The sequence below is a fragment of the Pedobacter hiemivivus genome, assembly GCF_004331685.1.
In the GTDB taxonomy this organism is placed as follows: domain Bacteria; phylum Bacteroidota; class Bacteroidia; order Sphingobacteriales; family Sphingobacteriaceae; genus Pedobacter; species Pedobacter hiemivivus.
Genome location: NZ_SJSM01000012.1, coordinates 134,317 through 155,461, shown reverse-complemented (window position 1 = coordinate 155,461; position 21,145 = coordinate 134,317). Strand labels below are relative to the sequence as shown.

Below are 21,145 nucleotides of genomic sequence, written 5' to 3'. Positions count from 1 at the left end.
TGTAATTTTGAGGAACTAATTACCCAATATGTAGAGCTAATTAATCGAAATATGCATAAAATTATTGTGCCAACTAACGAACAAGGCAAGAAAAATGCGCAAAAAGAACAGAAAGCACCGGGATATGCAATAAAAACTAGCCAATATAAAATATGAACAGATAATGAATAAACTAAAAAGAAATAAAAGAGAATAAATGGATTACCTAAGGCTTTGGCATTTGGTTATTATTTATTTCAGCAAAAAGCGCTCTAAAACAAGCAGACTCGCTCTCTGCACTTGCAACTTTTTTTCCGTAAAACTCATCAAGGAATGAGTCGGCCCCCGACCAGACGGTCTGCATCATTCCCTGCAAACGAGATTTTAACTCCGGGGTAGCCTGTTTCCTGGAATTCACTAAATCCTTAGCTTGTGCTACCGCATTATCCGGCTTCCTCCAAGGGCAAGTAATCACAGATAAACCCTTCATTGCAAAATATACAGCAGTTTGATCTGGTCGCTCATAATGCCAGTCGCAAATCATTACACCTTTATCAATCAGATCGACCGCGCGATGTGTATTGTTCATACTTGCTTCCCAAGCACCTAAGCCAGTAACTTTACCATCCAGTAAACGATCACCCCAAATCCAAAGCTGCCTTTTCTTCAAAGAAAGGTGGTTGCTTATTTTGTTAACCTCATTTGCAAATAATTCGGCCTTATCCCGACCCGAACAACGGGGACATTTATCATCACCAATATAAAAAACCTCATCCATTCCCGCGTGAAACGCATCCGCTTCAAAAACGTCACAAATCTCATCCACCATAGCAAATACAACTTTATGAACATCTGGATGCAATGGGCAATAACTTTTGCAATACAGACCATCTGCATTTGGCCATTCGTATTTTTCGGGTATTTTTACATGGGGCGTTTCATCAAACTCAGGATAAATTTTTAGCAAATTCCCCGTTTTATTGGCCCAGGATTGATGTCCCAATAAGTTGATTTGTGGTATCACACGAATGCCATGCTTTTTACATACTTCCACTATTTTTTGAACATCTTTTTTAGACAAAGCGCCTATTTCACTCAATTCAGATCTACTTTTAAACTGATAATTAAAGTCGACCCTCAACACCAAAGTATTTACTTTACGTGAGGCTAACTCTTCGTCAATAAACCTGATAAAAGTGCTTAATTGAGCTGTGCCAGGTGCTGCAATACAAAATCCTCGTACAGGAAACAACTCCTGCCCCTTTACCATTCCAAAGGAGCCAAGCAAAAACATCAAAAGCAGTACAGAAAATCGGGGTTGAGTAGCGTTTGTTTTCATATTTTAAATATACAAATTATATAAATATCCTGCACAGAAAATTTCCCCTATATACCTGTAAAAAAATCAAATACTTTCAATTATTTTTAAAACAAACTATAGCTTTTTCTATGCTTTAAAGAAATAATCATCCCATTAGATGGAAAACAGATTTATCACCTACCAGCAATTAGTCTAGCTGACAAAACCTCATCAAGTCCATAAATATCATCACAATACACCACATCCCCCTTATCATCAGTAAACGCCGTAAAATAAGTAAGTGTTATTGGAACTGACTGAGGTAAACCAATATACTTAGCCTGTGGGTAGCCATTCAACATTGCCTTTTTTATTTGTTCGTATTTGGCTCCTTCACCAAAAAGAAACAATGCCAGTTCCATTGGCTTTTCTAAGCGAATACATCCATGACTAATTGCCCTATTCTTCTTTTTAAATGCTGATTTTAAAGGCGTATCATGCAAATAAACGCCACAATCGTTGTTAAAAAGGAACTTAATCTTACCAAGCGCGTTCAATTCTCCGGGCATCTGTTTAAAAACATAATCTTCTGCATTGTTAATGGTCCAGTCAATAGCTGAAGGATTACCAATGCGCTTTCCGTCTTTATAAACTGCAATATTGTTATTGGCCAAATAATACCGATCTCTCTTTGCGTTCCTCACAGTCTCCGACTTAGCGATACTAACCGGAATATTCCAAACGGGGTTTACCTGCACGCTATAAATTTTACTATTCAATTGAGGACTTGCCCATCTACCAGATTCCCCTACACAAACCTTCATATTCAGAACAGATTCCTCCTGGTCGATTACATCCAGACTAAAATTCGCAAGATTTACCATTACATATTTAGGCTCGGTCTGCCTGTTTTTCCACCTTAACCGTTCCATATTTACCGACAAAACAGACTTAGTCTCTTCCAGTGTTTTACCAGGCGCTAATTCATCCGATTTGAGCGCAAACTGGAAAGCCTTATATACTCTATCCCTGGGTTGTATACTATCCAAATAATTTTTCACTTCCCTGCGCTCAAGAACCCGTGTCACAAAGGTACTATCGGCAGTAACTGTAGTACTAAAATAATTAGAATCTACAGACTGAGGCTCTACCAATCCGAACTCCATGATCGTACTATATTTCAACACTGCATAGGCTGTTAGCAACTCCAATTTCACCTTTTTACGATAAGTTTCAATGTCCCTAAACCACTTCTCACGATTTATTTCCTCCATTATTAACCGAAACTCGCTAGCCCTAAAAATTTCGGGATCTAAGCCATGATCAGCTACACTTTCCAAATCACTAAGCAAATATGCTAACTGACCATTTCTCAAAAACCTATTCAACAGTACAGTTTGATAATTATTTTTCTCATAAAATGATAGGAACTCATCGTGATACTCCAAAGTTGACATGGTATCGCTTAATTCTTCTTTAAATATCGCTATGGTATCTGCGGGGACACTTTGTCGACTAATACCATAAACGGATGCTAACGACCATAAATTGATCGTCACAAGCCCACATAGGAATAAAAAACGCCCAACGCTACCGGTTCTAAACATATTGGTAGAGGTCTAAATTTGTGCTGCAATAGCATCACCAAAATCACAACAATCGCTGAATAGTAATGTTTTTCATTAATAGGTCATAATTAAAGGTTATCAAGTATTTTTTTATACTTTTGTTGACAACAATCAAAAGACACCATAATGTAGGATTTCCTTTCTTTTAGAAAAAATTAACAGAGCCAGTATACCAGGCTTTATTTTTTTACGCTTTAAAGAAAGAAACATGCTTATACTTCAAGGTGTTACTTATACTCATCCCAACAGAGATTTACTGTTTTCGGATCTTAATCTCGTTATTAACAAACAAGAGAAAATTGCTTTAATAGGCAATAATGGTGTAGGAAAATCTACACTTCTAAACATTTTATCAGGAAATTTAACCCCTTCGGCCGGAGCAGTAAATGCTAAGTCGAATCCATATTATATACCCCAACTATTTGGTCAGTTTAACGATTACAATGTCGCTCAAGCACTGCGTATTGATCATAAACTAAAGGCTCTAACAGAAATTTTAGACGGCCATTTAACAGATACAAATTTGGCATTGCTTGAGGATGACTGGGGAATTGAAGAACGATACAAAGAAGCTTTGTCCTATTGGCATCTTGATGAACTAGATTTAACTCAAAAAATGGGAACATTAAGCGGTGGACAAAAAACAAGAGTTTTTCTAGCCGGCATCGCAATTCACCGTCCCGACATCGTTTTACTAGATGAGCCCAGTAATCATTTAGATGCTCACAGTAGAAGCATACTCTATGATTATATAAAATCTACTAAACAAACGCTAGTTGTAGTAAGTCATGACAGGACTTTACTAAACCTCCTTAATACCGTTTATGAGCTCAGCAAGCGTGGCATAACTACTTATGGTGGAAATTACGATTTCTATACCAGCCAGAAAGCAATTGAGGGCAATGCTTTGGCTCATGACCTTAAAATCAAAGAAAAGACACTCCGCAAAGCTAAAGAAACAGAAAAGGAATCTTTAGAACGACAGCAAAAACTGGATGCGCGTGGAAAGAAAAAGCAAGAAAAAGCGGGGCTGCCTACCATTGTCATGAATACGCTCAGAAACAATGCAGAGAACAGTACATCGCGCATGAAGGGCATTCATTCGGAGAAAGTAAGTGCAATATCTCAGCAACTTCATCAATTGCGGGAAGCAATACCTGATATTGATAAAATGAAGATGGACTTTGATAATTCTACGCTCCATAAGGGAAAGATATTGATGACAGCCAGAGATGCGAATTTTGGATATGAAGATCGATTACTTTGGAAGGAAGGACTAAACTTTCAAATCAAGAGCGGCGAACGTATAGCCATAAAGGGGCTAAATGGCTCTGGTAAAACGACCCTTATAAAAATGATTTTGGGCGAACTAGCCCCCTTATCAGGAAATCTTGATCGCGCTGAAATAAAAACTGTTTACATTGATCAGGATTATTCATTAATTGACAACACCTTAAATGTTTATGAACAAGTGCAACGATATAATTCAGGGGCTTTACAGGAACATGAAATAAAGATCCGTTTAAGCCGCTTTTTATTTACAAAAGAATATTGGGAAAAACCATGTACTGCACTTAGTGGTGGAGAAAAGATGCGATTGATGCTTTGTTCACTAACCATAAGTAATCAAGCGCCCGACATCATCGTACTGGACGAGCCAACCAATAACCTTGACATTATGAATGTAGAAATTTTAACTGCCGCGATTAACCAATACAAAGGGACATTATTAGTCGTGTGCCACGACGAGTACTTTTTGAAGCAAATAGAAATCGAACGTTCGATACTTCTTATCCTACATCAATGCTAAGCAAAGAAGACGCAGATATCTTTGTATTCAATAATTAAAACGATCAAAACGAATCGCATTGATCTTATAAAAAGGAGAAACAAAATGAAAAAGTTAATTGAAAAAATCGTGACAAATTCCGGCAAACCGCATATGGTTGGTGATGGTTTCAGGGTGTTTAACTACATTCCTGGAGCTGGTATTCCTCAAGAGAGAATAAGTCCATTTTTACTATTGGACTTTAACCCTGAATATGATTTTGGTCCTTCAGACCACCTTCGTGGTGTAGGCGTTCACCCACATAAAGGCTTTGAAACTGTAACCATTGCTTACAAAGGATCTGTAGCACACCATGACAGTAGTGGCAGCCATGGAATTATCAGTACTGGCGATGTACAATGGATGACTGCTGGTAATGGGATATTACACAAAGAATACCATGAAGAGGCATTTTCTAAAAAAGGTGGTCCGTTTGAAATGGTACAGTTATGGGTAAATCTTCCTAAAAAAGATAAATCCGTTACACCGCATTACCAGGAATTAACAGCTGCCGGAATGGGAAAAATAACCATACCGAATGACGCCGGAGTGGTAAATGTGATCGCTGGAGACTTTAACGGAACTACAGGTCCCGCTAAGACTTATAGCCCTGTAAACTTGTTTGACATTAAATTGAACGAAGGTGCAGAAATAAACACATCAATTCAGGCTGGACATAATACGGCTTTATTAGTAGTTAATGGTAGTGTGGAGGTAAATGGAGAAATGGCAACTGAACATAGTTTTGTCTTGTTTGCAAATGAAGGCGAAGAAATTCATATTAAAGCAAACCAGAAAAGCGTAATCTTATTATTGAGCGGTGAGCCAATCAATGAGCCGATTGTAAGTTATGGCCCTTTTGTAATGAATACCGAAGCAGAAATCCATCAAGCAATTGCGGATTTCAATATGGGAAAATTTGGTGTGTTGGCAGACTAAGCTCCAATATTACTTTTATCATATAGGTCCATTCCTCGTAAATTTAAGAGGAATGGACCTACTTTTTTATACTTTAAGAGGAATGGACCTACTTTTTTATACAATAACCTTGGCTGGGCATCCCCTCATATGTTGTAGTTTACTTAAAAACATCAATGCCATGGTCTCTGCCTTTTTCTTGGCTTGATCGGCCATTTCTCCTGCAAATAAGGCATCTACCGTTTCATTAAACAACACCAGCCAACGGTCAAAATGTGCCTGTTCAATAGGTAAGGGCGCATGTCTGGCAAAAGGATTCCCTGTGAAACCTGGTACACCAAACAGTACCGCGTTCCAAAAGGCATACATTTTTTGTAGATGCGGCTCCCATTCTTTAATCACATCATTAAATATGGGGCCAATAAGTTCATCGTGCTGCACCTTAGCATAAAAGCCGTTAACTAATTCAATGATATCATTTAGATCAATAATATCGTGTTCTGCTTCCATTTGAGTTGTGATTAATTTAATTGAATCAATGCAGGGCCAAATTCCTCAAACAAAATAGACTCCTTTTCAATCCCCCTTGCAATCAGATCCTGATACTGTTTACGAATAAAAACTGCTGGTCCACAAACATAATATTTAGTTCCTGGAAATTGTGGCAAAGCAGCTATTTTACTCAGATCTAAAAACCCTTCCATCACCCCTTCCAGTTTATCCATTTCTGTAGGAATATCATAAAAAACATACTGTTCAATCCTATCGTTCCCATTTACAATCTCATCCAGCTGGTTCTTAAAAGCATGCACTGATCGATTGCGACAGCCATGTAGCCAAGTTATTGGATAGTCGAAATTCTTTTCTACCAAATTCTGAAGCATACTTATCATCGGTGTTAACCCCACACCGCCACTAATAAATACAACTGGAGCAGTCAAATCTTCCGCCAATCTGAAATCACCAGCCGGGGCAGTTAAATCAATTATATCCCCCACCTTTATACACTCATGAAGATGATTACTAATTAAACCATTGGTATCTATACTAGCTCCCTTTTCGGCCTTAACAGAAATCCGATAATATGCTTGACTAGGAACACTAGAAATACTGTACTGACGTGCCTGGTATAAGTTCAGTTCCGGTAAAAACACACGTAAGCTAATGTATTGTCCCGGTATATGTGCCATTACCTGGCCGCCATCTGCCGGAACAATATAAAACGAGGTAATCTCTTCAGATTCTTTAACTTTTTCCTTCACTTTAAATGGACGCCAACCTATCCATCCATATTGCGCGACAGTCTTAGCCTGATAAATTGTTGCCTCATGTCCCGACATCAGATCAGCAAGCTGTTGATAGGCCGCAGTCCAGGCATCTATGATTTCTGGCGTTGCCGCATCACCCAAAACCTCTTGAATGGAAGCAATTAAATGGCGTCCTACAATTTGATATTGCTCAGGTCTGACATCCAGGCTAACGTGCTTATTCCCTATCCTGTCTACAGTAGGCATCAATACTCCAGGATTTGCGATATTTTCTGCATAAGCCAAAACAGTCATAGCAAGTGCAGTTTGCTGCTTCCCACTTTGCTGATTGCCCATATTAAACAGATTCTTAAGTTCAGGATGGTGGGTAAACATCCTGTTGTAGAAATGTTTGGTTAACAAAACACCGTTTTCTTTTAACACAGGTACAGTAGCACTGATCAATTGTTTTTGTTCACTAGTCATAATAAATATATAAATACCTTTTTGTCTTTTATTTAATCAAATCTTTTATTTCTTCAATTTGGTAATCCCTAAATTCAAATCTTCATTAAAATCAGCAATTGAAGTATCCTGAAGCATTTGCTGGATTTTATTACGGATTTCTTTAAATTCATGATGCAAGGGACAAGGATTACGCTCTGAACAGTATTCCAAACCTAAACCACATCCAGTAAATAAACTCTTCCCATCAACCGCTTCTACCACATCCGACAATGGTCTTTTCAAAGATGCTGAGTCCATGTAAAACCCACCATTTGGCCCTTTTGCCGATTGCACTATTCCTCTTTTACTGAGATCCTGTAAAATCTTAGCCAAGAAATGTTCAGGAGAATCAATTCCAGTAGAAATTTCTTTGATCCCTACCCTGCTGCCAGAAGCAGTTCTATGCGCGATAAAAAAAACCGAGCGCATTGCGTATTCACATGTTTTTGAAAAAATTCCCATTCGTTGGGCAAATGTAAAACATCCCTTTGAATAATAAAAGATAAATTTATCTTTTATTATTCAAAGGGATTCCCTCCTTGTCAAAAACCTCCAAAACTTTAGCATTTACCCCCTGTTCGTCCAGGCTTTTTAACAATTCTAAGCCAATACAATCATTGTACACCCCCCTTAATATCTGATCACAATCCTCAAGATCAACAGACCATTCCAAGACACCAGGGAAAGCCGCTATTACCAGTGAAGCAAGGTGTAAATCACTCGGTGTATGGATTACAGTTGACATGATGATGATATATCTCGACATAAAAATTATCTAATGAGGGTGACAAATGTATAAAAAATTTGCAAACAAACCAATCGTTCGGTATCTTTGAGGAATGGAGAATCCATATAAGAGAAAAAAAGATCCAGAAGCCAGTAAGCAGCTGATTCTTAATACAGCGGCGGAAATCGGTGCCACCGCAGACTGGCATCAGGTTACTTTTCAAGCTATAGCAGACAAAACAGGTTTGAGTAAAGGTGGTATCATCCATCATTTCCGTAATAAAGAAGAACTGCTGGAAGAACTCGTGCTTCAAAGCCTTGTTGAACTGACCGAATGGATTGATGAAGAAAAAAGAACCTCAGGCAATGACATTGCCCCTATCGCCTTTCTTCGTTTCGTCATCAAAAAAAGTGACGACCTACATTACAGAAGAACAATGAAAGTCATTTTACAGGCGGCACTAATCAATGAACATTACAAGAAGATGTGGGACAATTGGTTCACACAGCATATCGCTGGTGGATCTCTAGCAGATCTGGATACCAACACCCTAATCATTATGCTGGTTGCAGATGGATTATGGTACGCAGATAACCTTGGCGTTTACAACATCACTACACAAAAGAAACAGCAAATCCTCAACAAACTATTAAGTCTGTAATCCATGAATAACAACGAAACCACCATCCACGAAGGCAAAACATTTACCGGTATCAATTATGCAGAAAAGCGATTAGAAAACCGGGAATTTATCAGCTGTGAATTCATCAATTGTGATTTCTCTAAGAGTAATTTGAGCCACAATGATTTCATGGATTGTCATTTTAAACAATGTAATTTCTCGCTCACTATAGTTACAGGTACCGGATTTAAAGATGCTACTTTTACGGGTTGTAAGATCCTTGGCATTGATTTTTCAAAGTGCAACAAATTCTTATTTTCTTTTAGTTTCGAACAGAGTCATCTTGATTATTCAACCTTTTACGGCACAAAACTCAAGAAAACTAAATTCACAGACTGCTCTCTTAAAGAAACTGATTTTGAAGAAGCAGATTTAACTTCCAGCGTATTCCATAACTGTGACCTTACAGGAGCAACCTTTGTCAGGTCTGTTTTAGAAAAAACAGATTTCCGTACTGCAAAAAATTTCAGTCTGGATCCAGCGGTCAATAAAGTAAGACAAGCCAAATTCTCTTCACTAAATCTTGCCGGCTTACTATATCAATACAACCTGGATATAGATTATGATGGCTAGACTAGTCTAGCCTCAGCTCACCGTCCATACCGCATCAACAAAATATCTGTTAACATCAAAAAAATTATGCTCATATTGAAATCCAGATCTGGATGCAAGTCTTTCAATGTCTTCCAGCGAATATTTTTGTGAGATTTCCATATAAATATACTCATCCTTAACAAAAGGAATCGTTACTGCTCCTATATGAACAATATGATCTTTTAAACTGATCAGGTAGCTTTTACAAGCTCCAGATTCCGGGTCATAGCTAACATAATGCTCGAAATTTTCAAGTTCAAAATCTCCGCCCAGCTCTTTGTTAATTCGTTCCAGCAAATTCAAATTAAATGCACTTGTAATCCCCTTACTATCATTATAAGCCGCCAATATTTGTTTCGGATTCTTTTTTAAGTCGAAACCAATGATCAACATATCTCCTTTAGCTAATAGTTTTCTTACTGAGCCTAAAAAAGTTTGTACTTCAGCCTGATCCATATTTCCGATATTAGCCCCCATAAACAACACAACTTTTCTCCGATTAGAAAGTGTAATTCCTTTCTGCAGCATATGCAAATAATCTCCATTTAGTCCCTTTATATCCAATTCTGGTAACTCTTTTGGTAAATTATCCTCCAAATCGCTAATTACATGCGCAGAAATGTCAATCGGCAAATAACTAAATTCCAGATTATGCTTACCCAGCACTCTTAACAAATGAATAGATTTCGTGGCATCCCCTGCCCCCAGTTCAATCAGATCAAAAGGAGTATCCCCCTTAATCAGTTCAGCGATCTGCTCAGCCTGATTCGAAAATATATTCATCTCTGCATTGGTCAGGTAATACTCATCCATTTCCATGATCTGTTGAAATATATAATCTCCACGTTCATCATAAAAATATTTGGCATGCATAAACTTTGGACATGCCTGAAGTCCAGCTAGTGTTTCAGTAAGAAACAGTGACTCAACAGTGGTTAAATTTCCAGTAGTAATAGGGTACATATATGATATTATTGAGCTAATCGTATTCCGGTAAATTGCCATCTCAAATCCGGATGAAAAAAATTCCTATAGGTTATTCTGCTATGACCTGATGGCGTAGCTTCAGACGCTCCACGGAGTACTTTTTGGTTCACCATAAACTTGCCATTATATTCGCCTATTGCTCCCGGTGCTTTATTAAAGCCCGGATAAGGAAGATATGCGCTCTCTGTCCACTCCCACCTAAGCCCCCATTTAAACTGCTTAGCTGCAACTTCCCACTCAAATTCAGTAGGCAAACGCATTTTACACCAACTTGCAAATGCATAAGCTTCGTAATAACTGATATGCGTTACAGCAGCTTTCATATCAAGCGGTTTAAGACCTTCAAATGTGTAAGTATACCATGATCCCTCTACCAAATGCCAATACATCGGGGCGATAATTTTGTTATTATTAACCCAATCCCATCCATCAGCATGCCAATGCGTAAAATTAGTATATCCACCATCATCAATAAACTCCAAATATGCCGCATTACTAATCAAATTTGAGCTCATAGAAAAGTCATGTAAGTAAACCTTATGTCTCCCCAATTCATTATCAAAACAAAAACCTGTCCCAGAATAACCGATTTCATAAATACCTTCTTTAAAGGAAATCATCTCAGAAGTAGCGGTTTCAAAGTCAAGGCTCATTGTTTCATCTTTACGATAAGCAGGAAACAGTGGATTATTTCCCAAGATATATTTGATATCGGTCAACAGTAGTTCCTGATGCTGCTGTTCGTGGTTAAGCCCCAAAAAGAACAATTCTTTCATCTCCTCAGTTAGTGTGTTTTTTAAAAACTCGCCCATAGCCATATCTACATACGACCGATAAGCATAAACATCACTAACACTAGGGCGACTAAGGTTTCCTCTATCCGTACGGATTACACGACTGCCAATAGTTTCATAATAGCTGTTAAAAACATAATTGTATTCAGAATTGTAAACCCGGTATTCCTTATGAAATGGCTTTAAAATAAAGGTTTCGAAAAACCAGGTGGTGTGTCCAAGGTGCCATTTTGGTGGACTAACATCCACAATAGGTTGCACCACATAATCTTCAGTCTGTAAGGGTTCACAAATCTGCTCTGAATGTTTTCTAACCTGAATATATTGTTCCGAAAATATCATCAATGATTAAGTAGTTTTCATTTCTCTAATCATATTAACATCTGGTACTTTCGATTGTTTTCGTCCATTTTTTTTCGAATTAACAATATAATCCTTACATTTATATAATCAGTTATGTAATTGATTATACTTATGAGCTTTTTTGAGAAAACAGGAAAAATGGCATTAGGCAGTCGTCTGCGATTAATGACTGCTAAAATAACGGATGACGCAGCGAAGATATACGAGTTGTATGACGTAGAATTTTCGCCAAAATGGTTCCCGGTGTTTTTTGTGCTTGCAGAAGATGGTGAAAAGACCATTACAGAAATCGCCAACGAAATTGGACACTCGCAGCCATCGGTTAGTAAGATTATTCAGGAACTCACCACAGCAGGTTTAGTTCAGGAAAATCGGGAATCAATGGATAAACGACGGAACGTTGTTGCATTGACAAAAAAAGGAATGGCAATTTCAAAGCGAATCAAGGTCCAGTGTGCAGATGTGGATGCAGCGATTGAAAGTATTATTTCCGAAGCCAGGCACAACCTATGGGAAGCGATTGAAGAATGGGAATACCTATTGGATCAGAAGTCCTTGCTTAGAAGAGTACAGGAACAAAAGAAATTGCGAGAAAGTAAAGACGTACAAATTGTCCCCTATGAAGATCAATATCAAAACGCTTTTAGGGCATTGAATGAGGAATGGATCTCTACCTATTTTCAAATGGAAGAAGCAGATTACAAGGCTTTGGACAACCCTAAATCCTATATTTTGGATAAAGGCGGAAAAGTCTTTGTAGCACTATACAATAATGAACCTGTGGGTGTTTGTGCGCTGATCAAAATGAACGATCCTGATTACGATTTTGAATTGGCAAAAATGGCCGTTTCGCCTAAAATCCAAGGTAAAAGCATAGGCTGGTTACTTGGTCAGGCTGTTGTAAATGCAGCAAAGGATTTAGGCGCGTCCAAAATTTATCTCGAAAGCAATACGGCCTTAAAACCCGCAATTAACCTTTATCAAAAGCTAGGGTTCAAAAAAGTAGTGGGCAGATCCACACCTTATGATCGTTGCAATATTCAAATGGAATTAATTATTTTATGAAAAATGTAGTAAAAATTTTGTGAAATCATCGAACCCGGTGAATTTGTTGATGTATTTACACCAATCAGACAGGATTATTTATAAAATGCTTAAGGCAAACAGGTACCTGTTTGCCTTAAGCATTAATAAGCAATTAGTTCTTTTCAGCCAACTCCTTTACCTTGGCTAAAGCCAGTGGCCAGGCATCATCCATATATTGCACATACTCCTCATTCATATCCATATTGACCAACCAAAGCGTTTTACCGTCAACTTCTTTTAGCGTATAATTCTCCAATGCATCCCCCCATTGTTCCCCCTGATAAGTTGTAGGATCTTCTACCCCGTCTTTCACTTCCCCCAGATGGTGAATAGAAAGAAACTTCCCAGGAATACTCTCTACAATCTCAGAAACCATTCCGTTTCCTTTACCATCCAAGAACAATGCCTTACTTCCTTTTTTCCAGTCCGTTTCCACACTTGAATCTTCGCTAAATGGTGCTGTCCATTGCCCGTAAGTATCTTTACCAACGATGATCTCCCAAACTCTTTCCGGACTTGCGTTAATAGCAATACTGTATTCTAATTTTTTCATGATGATTTATTTTAAGATTAGCTTTTAGAATAAAGTTAGCCGTTATATCTTAAATAAATGATGTCCAAAAGCGACATTAAACAGGGTGCATTGCGACATGATAATTACACCCCCTCCATGCCATACTGTTTCAAAACATCAGCTGGTACCCCTTCCCAACGATTTGGTACATTGCCTATATAACCAAGGTCGTTTACACCAATTTCTGTGGTATAAAACCCAGAAGCCGTAAGATTACGCATCAGATTAAAAAATGCAACCCCTTGTGCTAACCCTGGTTTAACCTTTTCCGGATAAGCAATGTCATCCACCATCTCAATTTGCTGGTTCAGGGAAGCATCTTTAAATGTTTTCTCGAACCTATTTAAACACTGCAGGTCCAACCATTTCAAACCACCACGCATAGGTGTTTGATGCTCAGGCATATCTTTTACAATAAACTCGATAAAATCAGGAACCTTAGCTTCCGAAGCGCTACCAGATTTATCATCCTTAGGGATAATAATATCGGCCAATACCGTTATTGTAGCCATTTCATGGTCATTAAAGAACTTATAGCTATTTAATTTCTTATCCCGCGCTATTTCAAAGTCCTGCCTACCTGGCTGAGCTTCTTCCTCAACTTTTACTATTTTCTCCTTGCCCGGTTTACAGGCTTCTAAAACCAATCCAGCACTTATTGCAGTTAAGCCTATAGCTTTTAAAGAATCACGTCTGTTCATTATCTATTAATTTGATCAGCTAATGTTTAATTTTTCTTTTTGTTGCAAAATATATTCAGCGGTACGCATAGACAGCGCTAAAATAGTCCAGGTTGCGTTTTTATCACCCTGTTGGACAAAAGGAGCCGCATCCACTACAAAAAGATTTTTACAATCGTGCGCCTGACACCACTGGTTTAAAGCAGATTTCTTGGGGTCATCCCCCATCCTTACCGTACCTACCTCATGAATAATCTTGCCTGGAGCCTCTAAACCATAATTGGTATCCGCATCATGAGTTTCACTGGCCACAGCCCCCATTGCATGCATAATTTCTTTAAAAGTTTCCTGCATATGTCTGGCCTGCTTCACTTCCTCCGGTGCCCATTTATAATTGAACCGAAGTACCGGGATACCATATTTATCTACCACTTCCGGGTCTATTTCACAATAATTACTTTCTCTTGCAATAGCTGTCCCCCTACCTGCCATCCAAACACTGGTTCCAAAAAAACGACGGTAATCATCTTTCAAACCAGCACCGTATCCACCTGCAGCTTTCATCTTTCCATCCTTGCCAGGCACGGTTCCATTTTTCTCTTCCATCCCCCAGCCAAAAGCATAACCAGGTACGCGAAACCCACCACCATATTCTATATGATAACCACGTGGAAAATCAAGTTTCTTATTATCCAGCCACCAGGGCGAATAGATGTGTACACTGCCTGCACCATCTTCATTATATCTCTTTCGATCTACCAATTGTGGCAAATACCCACTCATACTAGCACCAGTTGAATCATGCAGGTACTTGCCCACCACGCCGCTGTTATTAGCCAAACCGTCAGGATGAGCGGTTGACTTAGAATTAAGTAATAAACGTGCAGATTCACAAGCACTCGCACCAAGGATAACAATTTTACCACGCACTTGATGCTCCTGTAGATCCTTCGTATCTACATAAGACACCCCCGTAGCTAAGCCGCTTTTATCCGTTAAAACTTCTCTGACCATTGCATTGGTAATTACAGTCAGATTTCCCGTATTAACTGCCGGTATTACCAGACACGAAGAAGAAGAAAAATCGCCATATACCTTACACGAGCGGCCACATTGTCCGCAATAAAAACAAGGCGCACGATCTTTATTATTAGGTAAAGCCTCAGTCAATACAGAGCCCCTGCCAGGTATCACTTTCACCCCAACCTTTTGCGCTGCCTTTTTTATAAAAAGCTCGGTAAGCCTTGGTTTCGGCGGGGGCATAAAAATACCGTCAGGTTCACTTTCTATTCCTTCAACAGTGCCATACAGACCGATCATTCGGTCTACCTTATCATAAAATGGCTTCAACTCCTGATAAGTAAGTGGCCAATCAGCCGTAAGTCCGTCTTTCGGTTTAAAATCATCCGGTCCCATCCTTAAAGAAATACGTCCCCAATGATTGGTACGGCCACCTAGCATTCTCGACCGAAACCATGCAAATTCAGAATCATTCTTTTGGGTATAGGGCTCGCCTTCCAATTCCCAGCCCCCATAAGATGCATCAAAATCACCAAATGGACGTGTTGTTTTGGCACCTCTTCTGGGCGATTCCCAGGGCCACTTTAATTGTTGAGAATCAATACGGGGATCAAAATAAGCACCTGCTTCGAGCATTAAAACCTTTAGACCCGCATTAGCAAGCACATATCCAGCCATCCCACCACCTGCACCAGAGCCTACTACAATAGCATCATATTCGATGCCCGATTTTTTGATTTGGAATTCGTTCATTTATATATGGTTTGGTCACATTCTATTCGAAGCATATAGCTACAACGCAAAATGACCAGTAATATACAAGAATTTAATTTCAAATTCTATATATCACTGGTCATTTATGAAGACTCTTAAGCTATCAAATCCAAAGCTCTTTTAAAATGCCTTCGCAAATTCCTTTGCAAAATCCTCGAGCTTTATTGTGCCTAACGATGAAGGTTTATGGTTAAAATAGTCTACAAATAATTTACGACTCCTTATCGCATCCCCCATTTCTACATAACTTTTAGCCATCGGCTCAGGCAAGCCAGCCTGTACCATTCCCTGTAAAGCATCTTCATCGGTAAATTCAACCCATGGAAGTTCTGGCTTACCAATCGCAGCTCCCAATACGCTTGCCACATTTGCTGCAGTACTTTCATCGCTAGCGATATATCGTATACTTTTGCCTTCAAATGTTTGCTGCAATTCTTCAGCAGCTACGGCTGCAATATCATTAGGATGTACCAATACGAATGGCGTTTCGCCATCATAATTAGAACCCAAAATACCTACATGTTTAATCATATCAATATTTGCCAGGAAATTGATGTAGAAATATGCAGGGCGCAGGTGTTTAACAGCTACACCGTCCAGCTCACTATAAATTTCCTCTACATCGTGTAAACCAGCAATGGGTCCTGTGCCACTAGCTAAATGTGCACCAATACTGCTTAGGTTAACAACATGTTTTACACCCGAAGCCTTTATCGCTTCAGCATACTTTTTACCAGTACTCGAAATAAATTCCCTGACATTTGAAGCGCCAAAATTTGGTGGAACCATGGTATAGATAGCATCTTTACCTGAAAAAGTTTCGGTTAAAAAAGTTACATCTTCTACAGAGCCAATAGCGGCTGTTGCGCCAAGTTCTTCAATAGCTTTAACTTTAGCTGCATCACTACTAATAATAGTAACTTGATGTCCGGCTGCAATTAAAATTTCTGCAAGTGGTTTACTGATATGTCCGAGTGATCCTGTGATTGTAAAATTCATAATATTATATTTTAAATTGTTGATTACAAAGGTATATTTGTACTTACTTTTATACAAGTACTTACCCCAAAGTATGTAACTATGACAGCGATTAAAGAAAACTCTACACGTAATTATAATAAACAGGTTTCTGCTACTTCCTGTCCAGTTACCTATGTAATGAACAAGATCGGTGGGCACTGGAAGCCTATTATTTTATATCACCTTTCAAATGGCAGCAAGCGCTATAGTGAGTTAAAGCGGGCAATTCCTCAAATCACAGAAAAGATGCTGATCCAACATTTGAAGCAATTACAGGAAGATGACCTGGTCCTTAGAACTGCAGAACCTATTGTTCCTCCTTTTGTAACCTATTCATTAACACCAGCTGGAGCAAAACTCCAGCCAGTATTAAATGCGATGGCGATCTGGGGATTAAATGATATGGAAGAAAGAAGATGAAAATTTAACGTGGGAACAGTTGGACAAGATCAAATGCCTCCAGATAAAATTTATTTTCTCCACTCCATTTCCTATTTAGATACACGCTCTGTACCTTACCCGGAGAAACCCCATCATATGGAACTTCCATGTTAATTGTACTTTCGTCCCTGTTTTTATTGACATAATAGTCTTTGGTCTTTGCATCCCTAACCACCACAATCGGATAAAGTTCGGTACCACTTTGTTGCGGGCTCACCATTGTTACTTGAACCTTCAGATAAGATGTCCATTCCCCCGGCTTAACATGCTCAGCTATTGGGGTGGTAGTAGTGTTTACTACGACAAGAGGATCGGCCTTGGTACTATCGTAATAATACTCTAGTACATCAATGTTGATATCTACGTACGTAGAACCACCCGAAGGCTCCACATAAAAATTTGCGATATACTCATCTCCCTCCGGATTCGGGTAAGTGTAGCTTTTACTGAACTGTTTTCCGTCAAAGTAGAATTTAGGAACAATATTTTGCTTGTCGTTGATGTTGAATGTTTGGCGATAGATGGTCTCTCCGGTACTTTTCCTTTTCAATTCCATGCTGACTCCCTATTAATTCTCCGTTTCGGAAACGCCGTATCCTTTTAGGAATATCCAATGTCGATTCCTAAAAAAGCTATACACTAGGTCTAATACGCTGATTTCATGATCCTCTGAGATTCCTTTCGAACTCCTTGTTTTATACTAGCACTCCCTAAGGAATCTAAAACTGTAGCTGAAGCTGCCCTTCATCAGGCCGCTTAGCATCGCCAAAAACAGTTTTACCACCGTACTTCCAGGAATCACGACGTTCTTTTTCAATTAAGGCATCAAAATTATCATTCGGAATGAAGTCTTTTTCTGCCCTGCGGGATATGATACCTAATTGTTGTATGGCTTGTAATTTATCGCTCTGCCCTATTTTTGCCTGCTGCACCGCCTTACTCAATACACTAATGGTTTCATCGTATACTTTGATAGGTACGGGAAAAGGATGGCCATCTTTACCGCCATGAGCAAAGGAAAAGCGTGCAGGATCATCAAAACGAGATGGAGTACCGTAAATCACCTCGCTCACCAAAGCCATAGACTGCAAGGTCCTTGGCCCCATGCCTTCTAACAATAGCAATTCTTCAAAGTCCGCAGGCTGTTTCTCCTGAGTTAACCAAAGCATAGCCCCTAGTCTTTTCAGATCCACGTCTTTCGCTTTAACCTCATGATGATTCGGCATGATCAGTCTGCGTGCTTCCGCAATCATCCGATCCGGATGTTCGCTGGTCATAGCCAACATCGCGGTTTTGGAAGGTTGAGCGGCTCTAGCCGTCAGGTTTAGAATCTGTCCCATGTTATTGCCACAAATCCCAGTATGCGGTTCTTCTACAAAAGAAGTGATTCCCGCAGAATGCCAATGATACCTCCTTGCTGTTGAACCACCATTTTGCATACCTTGCTGAACAACAGTCCAAAGACCTTCAGTATTTACGACAAAACTGTGGGTATATAACTGAAATCCATCTTGTATGGCCGTATTATCTACCTTAGCACTCAATCTGCTGCAGCGCACCAATTCCATCCCATCTAGCCCGGTTCGTTCCCCAAAGCGCAGCAATTCATCAGGAGTGTTCCGGGATTTCTGCCCCTTGCCCCCACAGATATAAATGCCCAGTTCTTTATACAAAGGATTGATCGCTGCTTTTAAAGAGCCCATCACCGAAGTGGTAATACCTGAAGAATGCCAGTCCATTCCCATTACAGCACCCAGACTTTGAAACCAGAAAGGGTCGCTTAAACGACGCAAAACCTCCGCAGTCCCATACTCTGCAATGATGGCTTCTGTAATGGCTAGGCCCAAACGCGACATTCGCTCGGCAAGCCACTTGGGAACCAAACCATAATGTAAAGGTAAATCAGCTGTTCCGGATCTTTTCATTACTAACAAAATTAGCAATAAAATACCAGAACAGCGATCTATTTTGTTTGCCCTTTTTTTATTTCATAACAAACCTTAAAGCATCCGCAGCAACCAACCCTCCTTCTCCTTCATTGGATATTTTAAAGCGATAAGATGTTCCTTGTTTAAAGTTGAAAACGCCTAAAGATTCCCAATACCCATCTGCCGGTTTTTTAGTCATATCAACATACACAACCTTGTCACCCTCCTCAGTCCCCAAAATTATTTTTGCTTTTTTAGCTCTATCTTTCGATGCTACATACATGGTAAAAACCTCATAAGAGCCCGTTTTGGGCAATGTAGTTTGATAGAGATGAGCAGCCGTTTCAGTTGGGCTTTGTTCTGCCAATTGGAAACCACCTAGCATAAAAGGCACCAATCGCTGGTTTCTGGCCCATGTCCATTTACCTATTTTTTCTGCTTCAAAATCATCTACAATAAGCCCTGTAAACCTATCTTTCAAAATATAAGTATCAGGATCTAAAGGGACATCAAAAATCTGTTTTTGCTCCACCAACTTGCTTTGCAACTGTTTTACATTTATTTTTTGAACAGGCACATTATTTTTTACAGTCAATGCCGCAGCCACACCAACTGCATGCCCATTAATCATAAAAACAGGTTCCATCCTTAAAGAGCCATAAATCACATGCGAGGCAGACATACAAATGGTCACATATAAATTCTCACAATCTTCTATTTTGGATGTTAAACTTCTGTAGGGAATTTGATATGGCTTATATGAAGTATAAAACATACCACCTTCACTTATTAAATAGTTATCAGGGGTAACCGTTTTTTGCACTTCATGACTATCTAAAAAGTATGAACCCATTCCAATTACATCATCTTTTTTGGCATTTTCCCAGGCATCCTGTTGCACCATTACATATGAACCTAACATTCTTCTGCCCTCACGTGTATAAAGTAAATAAGGCCAATTTTCGTTATCTACAAACTCATCCTTTGCAAGACCATAGCGTTGTGCATCTTTTCTTAAAGCTTCTGGTACTTCCGGATCATTCGCTACAAAATATAAGTAACCTTCCGTGTAATCCTTATGGTATTGCCAAATGTAGTCCCGCTGCAAATACGAACCATCAGGATATTGGTGACTGGCATTATCCAGGTCCAAATGGTTAATATCTGTTTTTTCATCTGGAAGCGGATAAATTGTACAAACCTTATCAAAAGAAACAATCTTTTCACGTAATATCTTTTTTAATAGGCTTTTATACCTCAGCGGGTTATAACTTGAAGGCTTTTTAAATGGCACTTTATTCCCTTCCTTAGCGGTTAAGGTTAAACGAAAAGTATAAGCCTGAGTCTTATTATCTCCCTCACCCTGTGGTATTACAGCTGCAAAAATATAGTCTAATGGAAATTCTTTGGCAATGTTCTTAATGTCATTTAAATCTGCACTATTCAATTTAATAGGCTTATAACCACGCAGGCCCCGTCCAGCTTGCGGTTCATTATATTTCGCTTTACTCTCTCTACCGACAATATAGGGCACTTTTGCCCAGGCCATTAAATCACCTTCATAAGTCGCGTCAACAAAAACTTTAGCCGAAAAAATCTGTCCATTTTCCAGCATTAGTTTTTCAATCTTTTTACCTTTTAAGACTACACCCGTTTTTTCGACTAATCTAGCATCATAAAACACTTCTGCTCCAGATTCCTTGATCATCTCTAAAAATGTTTGTTCTGCAACTAGTGGCGTTAAGCTATAGGCTGGCTTATCAGAGCCATATTTTTTCCCAACTCGTTTAAAAAAATCAAGGGTATATCCGCCTATGGTTTGGTCCATCCCTTTATCTACATTTCCCAAACCACTGGTAGTTAAGCCACCCACATGTTTATTTTGGGTTAAAATAGCGACTTTCAATCCTTCTTTGGCCGCAGCATACCCCGCCATTACCCCCGATGCCGTCCCACCATAAACCACTAAATCATATTTTTTGATTTGCGCTGACAGATCATTTATGGCCAATAAAACCATAAACATACAGCTGAATATTATTTTCTTCATTTCTTTTATTTTAATTGA

Annotated in this window: 21 protein-coding genes; 6 read left to right on the top strand and 15 right to left on the bottom strand. The window is 39.1% G+C overall.

The annotated features are described in order from the left end of the window. Nucleotides 1–205: 205 nt before the first annotated feature. Together EZ444_RS18155 and EZ444_RS18150 are read right to left on the bottom strand one after the other, a co-directional pair. Complete coding sequence (locus EZ444_RS18155; protein ID WP_131610558.1) at nucleotides 206–1,318, bottom strand: family 20 glycosylhydrolase; 1,113 nt, start codon at nucleotides 1,316–1,318, stop codon at nucleotides 206–208. A 155-nt stretch (nucleotides 1,319–1,473) separates the two neighbouring features. Further along, the gene (locus tag EZ444_RS18150; RefSeq protein WP_131610557.1) at nucleotides 1,474–2,886 is read right to left on the bottom strand and encodes a L,D-transpeptidase family protein; all 1,413 of its coding nucleotides are present in this window, start codon (nucleotides 2,884–2,886) and stop codon (nucleotides 1,474–1,476) included. A 229-nt stretch (nucleotides 2,887–3,115) separates the two neighbouring features. Here EZ444_RS18150 and abc-f point away from each other — a divergent pair, with 229 nt between their 5' ends. Together abc-f and EZ444_RS18140 are read left to right on the top strand one after the other, a co-directional pair. Continuing rightward, nucleotides 3,116–4,717: a ribosomal protection-like ABC-F family protein gene (gene abc-f / locus EZ444_RS18145; protein WP_131610556.1), complete on the top strand. Its 1,602-nt coding sequence runs from the start codon at nucleotides 3,116–3,118 to the stop codon at nucleotides 4,715–4,717. An 84-nt stretch (nucleotides 4,718–4,801) separates the two neighbouring features. Next, complete coding sequence (locus EZ444_RS18140; RefSeq protein WP_131610555.1) at nucleotides 4,802–5,674, top strand: pirin family protein; 873 nt, start codon at nucleotides 4,802–4,804, stop codon at nucleotides 5,672–5,674. Nucleotides 5,675–5,770: 96 nt separating this feature from the next. On the opposite strand, the gene EZ444_RS18135 is transcribed toward EZ444_RS18140, so the two are convergent. From EZ444_RS18135 to EZ444_RS18120, 4 genes are read right to left on the bottom strand one after another with little or no spacing between them, the layout of a single operon-like run. Further along, on the bottom strand, nucleotides 5,771–6,163 hold the full coding sequence (locus EZ444_RS18135; RefSeq protein ID WP_131610554.1) for a group III truncated hemoglobin: 393 nt from the start codon (nucleotides 6,161–6,163) through the stop codon (nucleotides 5,771–5,773). Between the two features lie 11 nt (nucleotides 6,164–6,174). Further along, nucleotides 6,175–7,386, bottom strand: coding sequence for an NO-inducible flavohemoprotein (gene hmpA, locus EZ444_RS18130; RefSeq protein WP_131610553.1), 1,212 nt, complete (start codon nucleotides 7,384–7,386; stop codon nucleotides 6,175–6,177). 45 nt (nucleotides 7,387–7,431) lie between these two features. After that, nucleotides 7,432–7,869 carry an RrF2 family transcriptional regulator gene (locus EZ444_RS18125; protein ID WP_131610552.1) on the bottom strand — a complete coding sequence of 146 codons (438 nt, stop codon included), beginning with the start codon at nucleotides 7,867–7,869 and terminating at the stop codon, nucleotides 7,432–7,434. Nucleotides 7,870–7,915: 46 nt separating this feature from the next. After that, complete coding sequence (locus EZ444_RS18120; RefSeq protein ID WP_131610551.1) at nucleotides 7,916–8,173, bottom strand: hypothetical protein; 258 nt, start codon at nucleotides 8,171–8,173, stop codon at nucleotides 7,916–7,918. Nucleotides 8,174–8,246: 73 nt separating this feature from the next. Here EZ444_RS18120 and EZ444_RS18115 point away from each other — a divergent pair, with 73 nt between their 5' ends. Together EZ444_RS18115 and EZ444_RS18110 are read left to right on the top strand one after the other, a co-directional pair. Then, on the top strand, nucleotides 8,247–8,795 hold the full coding sequence (locus tag EZ444_RS18115; protein WP_131610550.1) for a TetR/AcrR family transcriptional regulator: 549 nt from the start codon (nucleotides 8,247–8,249) through the stop codon (nucleotides 8,793–8,795). A 3-nt stretch (nucleotides 8,796–8,798) separates the two neighbouring features. Continuing rightward, nucleotides 8,799–9,389, top strand: coding sequence for a pentapeptide repeat-containing protein (locus tag EZ444_RS18110; protein WP_131610549.1), 591 nt, complete (start codon nucleotides 8,799–8,801; stop codon nucleotides 9,387–9,389). Between the two features lie 12 nt (nucleotides 9,390–9,401). Here EZ444_RS18110 and EZ444_RS18105 read toward each other — a convergent pair whose 3' ends face one another. Then, nucleotides 9,402–10,373: an L-histidine N(alpha)-methyltransferase gene (locus tag EZ444_RS18105; RefSeq protein WP_131610548.1), complete on the bottom strand. Its 972-nt coding sequence runs from the start codon at nucleotides 10,371–10,373 to the stop codon at nucleotides 9,402–9,404. Nucleotides 10,374–10,381: 8 nt separating this feature from the next. Further along, entirely contained in the window at nucleotides 10,382–11,533 is a 1,152-nt protein-coding gene (gene egtB, locus EZ444_RS18100) for an ergothioneine biosynthesis protein EgtB (protein ID WP_131610547.1), read from the bottom strand. A 132-nt stretch (nucleotides 11,534–11,665) separates the two neighbouring features. Here egtB and EZ444_RS18095 point away from each other — a divergent pair, with 132 nt between their 5' ends. Beyond that, a complete protein-coding gene (locus EZ444_RS18095; protein ID WP_131610546.1) occupies nucleotides 11,666–12,619 on the top strand; it encodes a bifunctional helix-turn-helix transcriptional regulator/GNAT family N-acetyltransferase in 954 nt (317 codons plus the stop codon). A 133-nt stretch (nucleotides 12,620–12,752) separates the two neighbouring features. On the opposite strand, the gene EZ444_RS18090 is transcribed toward EZ444_RS18095, so the two are convergent. The 4 genes from EZ444_RS18090 to EZ444_RS18075 all read right to left on the bottom strand — a co-directional run bounded on the left by EZ444_RS18090 (nucleotide 12,753) and on the right by EZ444_RS18075 (nucleotide 16,687). Further along, entirely contained in the window at nucleotides 12,753–13,193 is a 441-nt protein-coding gene (locus EZ444_RS18090; protein WP_131610545.1) for an SRPBCC family protein, read from the bottom strand. A gap of 104 nt (nucleotides 13,194–13,297) precedes the next feature. Continuing rightward, nucleotides 13,298–13,915 carry a gluconate 2-dehydrogenase subunit 3 family protein gene (locus EZ444_RS18085; protein WP_131610544.1) on the bottom strand — a complete coding sequence of 206 codons (618 nt, stop codon included), beginning with the start codon at nucleotides 13,913–13,915 and terminating at the stop codon, nucleotides 13,298–13,300. Nucleotides 13,916–13,930: 15 nt separating this feature from the next. Next, the gene (locus EZ444_RS18080) at nucleotides 13,931–15,667 is read right to left on the bottom strand and encodes a GMC family oxidoreductase (protein WP_131610543.1); all 1,737 of its coding nucleotides are present in this window, start codon (nucleotides 15,665–15,667) and stop codon (nucleotides 13,931–13,933) included. Between the two features lie 141 nt (nucleotides 15,668–15,808). Beyond that, nucleotides 15,809–16,687 carry an NAD(P)H-binding protein gene (locus EZ444_RS18075; protein ID WP_131610542.1) on the bottom strand — a complete coding sequence of 293 codons (879 nt, stop codon included), beginning with the start codon at nucleotides 16,685–16,687 and terminating at the stop codon, nucleotides 15,809–15,811. A gap of 81 nt (nucleotides 16,688–16,768) precedes the next feature. Here EZ444_RS18075 and EZ444_RS18070 point away from each other — a divergent pair, with 81 nt between their 5' ends. Continuing rightward, entirely contained in the window at nucleotides 16,769–17,128 is a 360-nt protein-coding gene (locus tag EZ444_RS18070; protein ID WP_131610541.1) for a winged helix-turn-helix transcriptional regulator, read from the top strand. Nucleotides 17,129–17,132: 4 nt separating this feature from the next. Here EZ444_RS18070 and EZ444_RS18065 read toward each other — a convergent pair whose 3' ends face one another. The 3 genes from EZ444_RS18065 to EZ444_RS18055 form a co-directional block, all read right to left on the bottom strand. Next, the gene (locus tag EZ444_RS18065; RefSeq protein ID WP_131610540.1) at nucleotides 17,133–17,705 is read right to left on the bottom strand and encodes a hypothetical protein; all 573 of its coding nucleotides are present in this window, start codon (nucleotides 17,703–17,705) and stop codon (nucleotides 17,133–17,135) included. Nucleotides 17,706–17,868: 163 nt separating this feature from the next. Further along, complete coding sequence (locus tag EZ444_RS18060) at nucleotides 17,869–19,074, bottom strand: DUF763 domain-containing protein (RefSeq protein ID WP_131610539.1); 1,206 nt, start codon at nucleotides 19,072–19,074, stop codon at nucleotides 17,869–17,871. Nucleotides 19,075–19,132: 58 nt separating this feature from the next. Beyond that, nucleotides 19,133–21,127 carry an FAD-dependent oxidoreductase gene (locus EZ444_RS18055; RefSeq protein WP_131610538.1) on the bottom strand — a complete coding sequence of 665 codons (1,995 nt, stop codon included), beginning with the start codon at nucleotides 21,125–21,127 and terminating at the stop codon, nucleotides 19,133–19,135. Nucleotides 21,128–21,145 lie beyond the last annotated feature (18 nt).

Excerpts from the sequence above, each read along its gene's own strand:
- abc-f (WP_131610556.1), top strand. The coding sequence starts at position 3,116 with ATGCTTATACTTCAAGGTGTTACTTATACTCATCCCAACAGAGATTTA.
- EZ444_RS18120 (WP_131610551.1), bottom strand. The coding sequence starts at position 8,173 with ATGTCGAGATATATCATCATCATGTCAACTGTAATCCATACACCGAGT.
- EZ444_RS18075 (WP_131610542.1), bottom strand. The coding sequence starts at position 16,687 with ATGAATTTTACAATCACAGGATCACTCGGACATATCAGTAAACCACTT.
- hmpA (WP_131610553.1), bottom strand. The coding sequence starts at position 7,386 with ATGACTAGTGAACAAAAACAATTGATCAGTGCTACTGTACCTGTGTTA.
- EZ444_RS18065 (WP_131610540.1), bottom strand. The coding sequence starts at position 17,705 with ATGGAATTGAAAAGGAAAAGTACCGGAGAGACCATCTATCGCCAAACA.
- EZ444_RS18090 (WP_131610545.1), bottom strand. The coding sequence starts at position 13,193 with ATGAAAAAATTAGAATACAGTATTGCTATTAACGCAAGTCCGGAAAGA.
- EZ444_RS18115 (WP_131610550.1), top strand. The coding sequence starts at position 8,247 with ATGGAGAATCCATATAAGAGAAAAAAAGATCCAGAAGCCAGTAAGCAG.
- EZ444_RS18110 (WP_131610549.1), top strand. The coding sequence starts at position 8,799 with ATGAATAACAACGAAACCACCATCCACGAAGGCAAAACATTTACCGGT.
- EZ444_RS18080 (WP_131610543.1), bottom strand. The coding sequence starts at position 15,667 with ATGAACGAATTCCAAATCAAAAAATCGGGCATCGAATATGATGCTATT.
- EZ444_RS18105 (WP_131610548.1), bottom strand. The coding sequence starts at position 10,373 with ATGTACCCTATTACTACTGGAAATTTAACCACTGTTGAGTCACTGTTT.
- EZ444_RS18085 (WP_131610544.1), bottom strand. The coding sequence starts at position 13,915 with ATGAACAGACGTGATTCTTTAAAAGCTATAGGCTTAACTGCAATAAGT.
- EZ444_RS18125 (WP_131610552.1), bottom strand. The coding sequence starts at position 7,869 with ATGGGAATTTTTTCAAAAACATGTGAATACGCAATGCGCTCGGTTTTT.
- EZ444_RS18150 (WP_131610557.1), bottom strand. The coding sequence starts at position 2,886 with ATGTTTAGAACCGGTAGCGTTGGGCGTTTTTTATTCCTATGTGGGCTT.
- EZ444_RS18070 (WP_131610541.1), top strand. The coding sequence starts at position 16,769 with ATGACAGCGATTAAAGAAAACTCTACACGTAATTATAATAAACAGGTT.
- EZ444_RS18060 (WP_131610539.1), bottom strand. The coding sequence starts at position 19,074 with ATGAAAAGATCCGGAACAGCTGATTTACCTTTACATTATGGTTTGGTT.
- EZ444_RS18135 (WP_131610554.1), bottom strand. The coding sequence starts at position 6,163 with ATGGAAGCAGAACACGATATTATTGATCTAAATGATATCATTGAATTA.
- EZ444_RS18095 (WP_131610546.1), top strand. The coding sequence starts at position 11,666 with ATGAGCTTTTTTGAGAAAACAGGAAAAATGGCATTAGGCAGTCGTCTG.
- EZ444_RS18055 (WP_131610538.1), bottom strand. The coding sequence starts at position 21,127 with ATGAAGAAAATAATATTCAGCTGTATGTTTATGGTTTTATTGGCCATA.
- egtB (WP_131610547.1), bottom strand. The coding sequence starts at position 11,533 with ATGATATTTTCGGAACAATATATTCAGGTTAGAAAACATTCAGAGCAG.
- EZ444_RS18155 (WP_131610558.1), bottom strand. The coding sequence starts at position 1,318 with ATGAAAACAAACGCTACTCAACCCCGATTTTCTGTACTGCTTTTGATG.
- EZ444_RS18140 (WP_131610555.1), top strand. The coding sequence starts at position 4,802 with ATGAAAAAGTTAATTGAAAAAATCGTGACAAATTCCGGCAAACCGCAT.